Source organism: Desulfuromonadales bacterium (genome assembly GCA_035620395.1).
Classification (GTDB): Bacteria; Desulfobacterota; Desulfuromonadia; order Desulfuromonadales; family DASPGW01; genus DASPGW01.
Genome location: DASPGW010000142.1, coordinates 1 through 5,881 on the forward strand (window position 1 = coordinate 1; position 5,881 = coordinate 5,881).

8 protein-coding genes and 1 tRNA gene are annotated in these 5,881 nt (G+C 58.9%); 3 read left to right on the top strand and 6 right to left on the bottom strand.

Annotation, left to right across the window (positions count from 1 at the left end):
* The 3 genes from VD811_07800 to VD811_07810 form a co-directional block, all read left to right on the top strand.
* Positions 1–469: hypothetical protein (locus tag VD811_07800; GenBank protein HXV20873.1), on the top strand; the 469-nt coding region annotated here is incomplete at its 5' end.
* Between the two features lie 11 nt (positions 470–480).
* Entirely contained in the window at positions 481–750 is a 270-nt protein-coding gene (locus VD811_07805; GenBank protein ID HXV20874.1) for a hypothetical protein, read from the top strand.
* 79 nt (positions 751–829) lie between these two features.
* Positions 830–1,840, top strand: coding sequence for a tetratricopeptide repeat protein (locus VD811_07810; protein HXV20875.1), 1,011 nt, complete (start codon positions 830–832; stop codon positions 1,838–1,840).
* A 370-nt stretch (positions 1,841–2,210) separates the two neighbouring features.
* Here the strand turns inward: VD811_07810 and VD811_07815 are convergent.
* From VD811_07815 to VD811_07840, 6 genes are all read right to left on the bottom strand, one after another.
* A tRNA-Arg gene (locus tag VD811_07815) sits at positions 2,211–2,287 on the bottom strand.
* Between the two features lie 52 nt (positions 2,288–2,339).
* Entirely contained in the window at positions 2,340–2,855 is a 516-nt protein-coding gene (locus VD811_07820) for an adenine phosphoribosyltransferase (GenBank protein HXV20876.1), read from the bottom strand.
* Between the two features lie 52 nt (positions 2,856–2,907).
* Positions 2,908–3,900, bottom strand: a complete 993-nt coding sequence (locus tag VD811_07825) for a sigma-70 family RNA polymerase sigma factor (protein HXV20877.1) — start codon at positions 3,898–3,900, stop codon at positions 2,908–2,910.
* Positions 3,901–3,977: 77 nt separating this feature from the next.
* Entirely contained in the window at positions 3,978–4,763 is a 786-nt protein-coding gene (locus tag VD811_07830) for a peptidoglycan DD-metalloendopeptidase family protein (GenBank protein HXV20878.1), read from the bottom strand.
* Positions 4,764–4,869: 106 nt separating this feature from the next.
* Complete coding sequence (locus VD811_07835; GenBank protein HXV20879.1) at positions 4,870–5,466, bottom strand: YqaA family protein; 597 nt, start codon at positions 5,464–5,466, stop codon at positions 4,870–4,872.
* A partial coding sequence (locus tag VD811_07840; protein ID HXV20880.1) for a methyltransferase domain-containing protein occupies positions 5,463–5,881 on the bottom strand: 419 nt, incomplete at its 5' end. The genes VD811_07835 and VD811_07840, both read right to left, overlap by 4 nt.

A 5,881-nucleotide genomic window follows, 5' to 3' on the forward strand; every position in this document is an offset into this window, starting at 1 on the left:
TCCTGCCGGCATTCAGGGGACCAATTTCATCGTTCCGAACCTGACCACCCGCAAACTCGATACGACCGTCCAACTCTACGACGGGCAGACGCTGGCCCTTGCCGGCCTGCTTCAGGACACCATGCGCGAATCGGTCAGAAAGATTCCCGGCCTGGGGGACATCCCCATCCTGGGCGCCCTGTTTCGCAGTTCAAACTTCAGCCAGGACAAGACCGATCTGTTGATCTCCGTCACGCCGCATATAATCAAACCCGAAAAGGAGGGGACGATCAACTACCCTGGCGAGTTCATCCAGCCCCCCAATCGCTTCGAGTTCTACCTGGAAGGCAGGCTCGAGGGGAGGAGGGCGCCGGGAGACGTGTCATCGCTGAGCCAGCACAGTTTTACCCTTCCCATGGTTCCCTTGGAGTCGCAGGGGGGGCTGGAAGGCCAGTTCGGGCAGGAACCGCTTTCGCCGGTACAACCATAGGGAGAGAGGTCATGAAAATTCTTGCCTGCATGATGTCGGCAATGGTGTTGCTGGCGGGATGCGCTTCCACGGAAGAAGCCTATTATCTCGACCGCGAGTTCGGCCTGGCGCAGCAGGCGGCCTGGGACAACCAGGTGGCCTATCCCGATTACCGCCATGTCGCCAAGACGCCGGAGACCACCGAGGGGATCGCTGCCGAAAAGATCATGGACGCCTCCAACAAAAACTTTGCGGAACAGCCGGAAATAGTGAATGTCTTTCAACTGGGGATTACTCAGTAGGAAAGGCTGGAGGCTGGATGAAACTCGAAGATTTGCCGTTTCACTCTAGATGAGATTCTGATATCTTTTCTCCGGTGCGTTGGGGGTTTTTCTCCTGCTTCTTCATATCCGGCTGATCGCCAAAGGCCGCCAGATCGTTCCATCTCGTTTGACATGGGAGGCCCAGATGACCGTATCAAATGCTGTGCGCAAGGGGAGTCTCGTGTCTTTCCTCCTGCTTTTCCTTTGCGCCTGCACCACCACGGTCAAGCCGAAAGCCGGCTCCGAATTGCTCGATCATTCCCTCTCCTCGAAGGAGAGCGAAAGCAGGCTGAAGAACCTGCCGCCTGACGATCTGCTTCGAAACGGCAACGCTTATCTTGCCGGCGGCAGCTATCAGCTGGCCCGTCTGCATTTCGCCGCGGCGCTGGAAAAAGAGCCGCGCTCGGCGGCGGCGCTGACCGGCCTGGGAGAGATCCAGCGCCGGATTGGTGAGCTCAACAATGCCCGCGGCACCTTTGGCAAGGCGCTGGAACATGATGCCCGGTACTGGCCCGCCTTGCTCGCCATGGCAAAGGTCGGCCGTGCTCAGGGCGACAACCAGACCGCCATCGAATTTCTGAACAAGGCGTTGGCTGTCAGTCCAGAAAATATTGAAATCCTGACCGAAATGGCGATGCTGTACGACAACCTCGGGCAGGAAGCCCAAGCCGAACCTCTCTACGCCAAAGTCGTCGCCCTCAGACCCGACCTGCCGTCGGCTCATAATAACCTAGGCTTCAACTATCTCCTGCAGGGGCGCTATCCCGACGCCATCACGGCCTTTTCCCGTGCCATGGCCCTCGAGCCGGACAACAAGCGTACCCAAAACAATCTGGGCGCTGCCTACGCCTTGAACGGCAACGAAGATAAGGCGCTGCTGATATTCGAAAAAGCCGTCGGCAAAGCGGCGGCCTACAACAACATCGGCTACATCTACATGACCCAAGGCGAGTGGGACAAGGCAGAAAAGGCTTTTAAGCATGCCCTCGATCTGAATCCGCGTTTTTACGTTCGCGCGCAGGAGAACCTGGACCGCCTCAACCGCATGCGGTCCAAAGCCGGCGAGTAATCTCGAACGCCCCGCATTCGACGCACTGGGAGCGCCGGGAACCTTTTGAAGGGGCCGCTTTATTGTAAACCTTCCCGACTGCCCGGGATTAGCAGCCTTATCACCTTCACCACCTCTGTTCTGCACACCGGGGAAAATCCGCAGGCGACGGCGATGCCCTCTTAATCGGCACCCTGATCTGCTGCAAGGGTCTCCGTTGTTCGCACGTTGTCCTCCGCATTCTGCGCCGTGGTGCCGCATCGTGCTGACCCGCCGGCTTCCAGACGGTCACATCCCGCGCAAAATCGAACACTTAGCTGAAGCGACAGATTGATTCCAAAAAAGGCAAAGAAAAACCGCCGAAGCCTCGATGACTTACGGCGGCCAGTCTTGGCGGCCCCGGCGCGATTCGAACGCACGACCTACCGCTTAGGAGGCGGTTGCTCTATCCTGCTGAGCTACGGGGCCAAAAGGGGTACTTTATACTCCACCCCGCAAGTTCTGGCAAGGCTTTTCCCGGCTAAAACTTGAGGAGACTGAAAACCTTCCCGTCGGGCAAACGCTTGCGGCCGTGCAGGAATTCGAGTTCGGCCATGAAGGCACATTCGACCACCTCGGCGCCCAGTTCCTGGACCAGATCCACCACGGCCGCCATGGTACCCCCGGTGGCGAGCAGGTCATCCGCAACGATGACTCTGGCGGCGGGCTTGAAGGCATCTTCGTGAATCTCGAGCGTGTCGGTGCCGTACTCGAGCTCGTAGGTCTTGCGCCGGGTCTTGTAGGGAAGCTTGCCGGGCTTGCGGACCAGGGTAATCCCCGTGCCAAGTTTGTACGCCAATGCCGAGCCGAGGATGAATCCGCGCGCCTCGACCCCCACCACCTGGTCGATCTTCAGCCCAAGGTAACGGTGGGCGATGAGATCGATCATGCGGTGAAAGCTCTTCGCATCGGACAACAAGGTCGTGATGTCCTTGAAAACGATGCCTTTCTTCGGAAAATCGGGGATATCCCGGATAATGCCCTTCAAATCTTCCACGTAGCTCTCCTCCCGGTCGGCATGTTTTACAACCAAACCCTCAAACGAAACGCTAGCCCTCCATCAGGATTTTGGCCGAGGACTGCTTGTCTTCCATGATTTTGCGAAGTTTTTCAAGACTCTTGGCTTCTATCTGCCGGATCCTCTCCCGGGTGACGCCAAAACGCCGGCCGATCGTATCGAGCGTCTGCGGTTCCCGATCGTCCAGCCCGAAACGCAACGCAAGGATCTCCCGCTCATTTTCGTTAAGAGTATCGAGCCACTCTGAAACATGGGCGTATTTATCCAGATCCTCAATGAGGGTGGCGGGATCGACGGCGGAAGTGTCCTCGATGGTATCCATGAGGCTGTAGTCGTTATTCTCGCCCATGGGGTGTTCGATGGAATAGGTCTTTTTGACCAGAACCATGAGCCGCCGCACATAGGCGGGATCGACACCCATGGCGTCAGCCACTTCCTTGGCCTGCGGCTCGCGGTTGAGTTTCTGCAGGAGTTCGCGGCTGATCTTGATCAGTTTGTTGATATCGTCGGAGACATGCACGGGCAGACGAATGGTCCGGCTCTGGTTCACCAGGGCGCGCTCGATCGACTGCCGGATCCACCATGTGGCATAGGTGGAAAACCGGCACTCCTTGCTGAGCTTGAACCGCTCGACGGCCTTGATGAGCCCCATATTGCCCTCCTCGATGAGATCGAGGAAGGGGAGGCCGCGATTCATGTAGCGCTTGGCGATCTTGACGACCAGCCGCAGATTGGATTCGATCATCCGGTCGCGGGCCGCCTTGTCTCCTTCGGAGATCCTTTGCGCCAGCTCCCGCTCCGATTCGGCAGTCAGCAGCGTGGTTTTCTGGATTTCCTTGAGATAGAGCTTGATGGCGTCGTCCGAGTGGTCGTCAAACGGGGCCGCCTTCTCTTCTTCCTCGGCGTCAGCCTCCCCCTCATCCTGCGACTCCTCATCTTCGAGCTCGTCATCGGTTTCGGTGAATTCGGCGTCATCATCCTCTACTGCATCAGAGGTGAGATCAAACTCGTCGTATTCGTTCATCGGCTCATCCATCGGTATGCGCGTCTCCGGTCGAAGGCGGGGTAAAATATCGTTCGAAGTCTAAGAGATAGGGTATCTCATGGCAAGTAAAAAATCGGATTGACGGGCTCCTTGCCTCGGCGGATTTCAAAATAGAGACGAGGCTTGCCACCGGCAGGCGGGGCGCCGGAGAGTGCGATACGCTCGCCTTTGCTCACAAAGGCGCCGGCGTCGACGATGTTTTTTTGGTTGAAGCCGTAGACCGTGAAGAAGTCATTGTCGTGCCTCAGAATAATCAGGTTGCCATAAGTCCGGATGCCGTCGCCGCTGTAGATAACGCGGCCGGCAGCGGCCGAAAGGACCGGTGACCCCGGGACAGCGGAAATTTCCAACCCCTTGGTCGGCGAGCCGCCAACGCCGTCGAACCCCTTGAGAAGCGCTCCCTTCAGCGGCCAGCCGAATTTTCCCTTGACGACCGCCGCCGGCTTGCCGACAGGAGCCCCGGTCGCCGGCCTCGGCTTGATGCCGGCTGGCGGCTTTCCCTGCTGCCGGGCGGCGGGCGCCGGCACGGGGGTTGCCTTCTTGACGGTTGTCGGAGGCTTGGGGACGGGGGAAGCCGGCGGCGCGGGAGGTACTGGTCGTGCCAGGGCCGGCACCTCTTTCACCCGATCGGCGCCAGGGATGTAAATACGGGTGCCGACGCGCAACTGAGCGGGGTCGTCGATCCGGTTGACACGGGCCAGATAGCGTTCGTCGACTCCGTAGGTCTTGCCGATCCGGTAGAGCGTCTGGCCCTCGTGCACGGTGTGATATACCCCGCGAGGAGACGAGCAGGCGCCCGGCAACAGAAGCAGTAAAAGAAGAACGAGTATCCGAACCGTCATGTATCCATTTCCTGTGCGGGGCTGGAATACCGTTAAGGTAACGGATTTGCTCCTCTCCCGTCAACTGCCCGTCTTCTGTCGGAACCAGCGGGGCTGTTCACTTTCCTCAAAGGACATGGCGGATGATGATAAAACCGCCGATCAGCAGCAGCATGAAAACGATGGAGAGCATGTTGAAATACTTTTCGATGAAACTCCGCACGGCCGGGCCGTAGCGGTAGATCAGCGCGGCGACCAGGAAGAAACGCAGACTGCGGCTGACCACGGAAGCCAGGACGAAAACAGGGAAATTGATGTGGAAAACACCGGCGCCGATGGTAATTACCTTGTAGGGAATAGGAGTAAACCCGGCGGTGAAGACCGTCCAGAAATCGTAGGCGGCGAAGAGGTGCTGGACCCGGAAAAAGACCGTTTCACTGAAACCGGGGACGTAGAGGTAGAAATAACCGGAGACCACCTCCCACAAGCCGCGGCCGATACCGTAACCGGCCACCCCGCCCAGCACCGAACCGATTGAGCAGATCAACGCAAAACGGAAAGACCTGGTGGGGATGGCGATGCACAGGGCCAGCAGCAGAACATCGGGGGGGATAGGGAAAAAGGAGGATTCGGCAAAGGCCAGCAGAAAAAGGGCCGGAACTCCATAAGGCGTTTCGGCCCAATGCAGTACCCAGTCGTAAAGACGACGCATCACCCGCATCATCCGGCCTTCTCCTCCTCCCAGCCGAACCTGCCGACCAGGGGCACGAAGCGGCAGTCGAGGAGATCCTCCTCCTCATACCCCCTCTCCCCGACACGAACGACCCTTTTGAGCACCTGCGTGCCCAGAGTTCCCACCGGGATGACCAGCCTGCCGCCGATGGCCAGTTGCTCGCGGTATTGGGACGGAATCGAAGGTGCACCGGCCGTGATGATGATGGCGTCAAAGGGCGCCTCGTCCTCCCAGCCGCTGGTTCCGTCACTGAGCCGGATATTGACGGTGTTGGCCCCGATGGTATCGAGCACCCGCCGGGCTCGCCGGGCCAGAGCCGGGAACCGCTCGACCGTATAGACCCGGGAGGCGATCCGGGCCAGGACAGCGGCCTGATAACCGGAGCCGGTGCCGATTTCGAGCACCT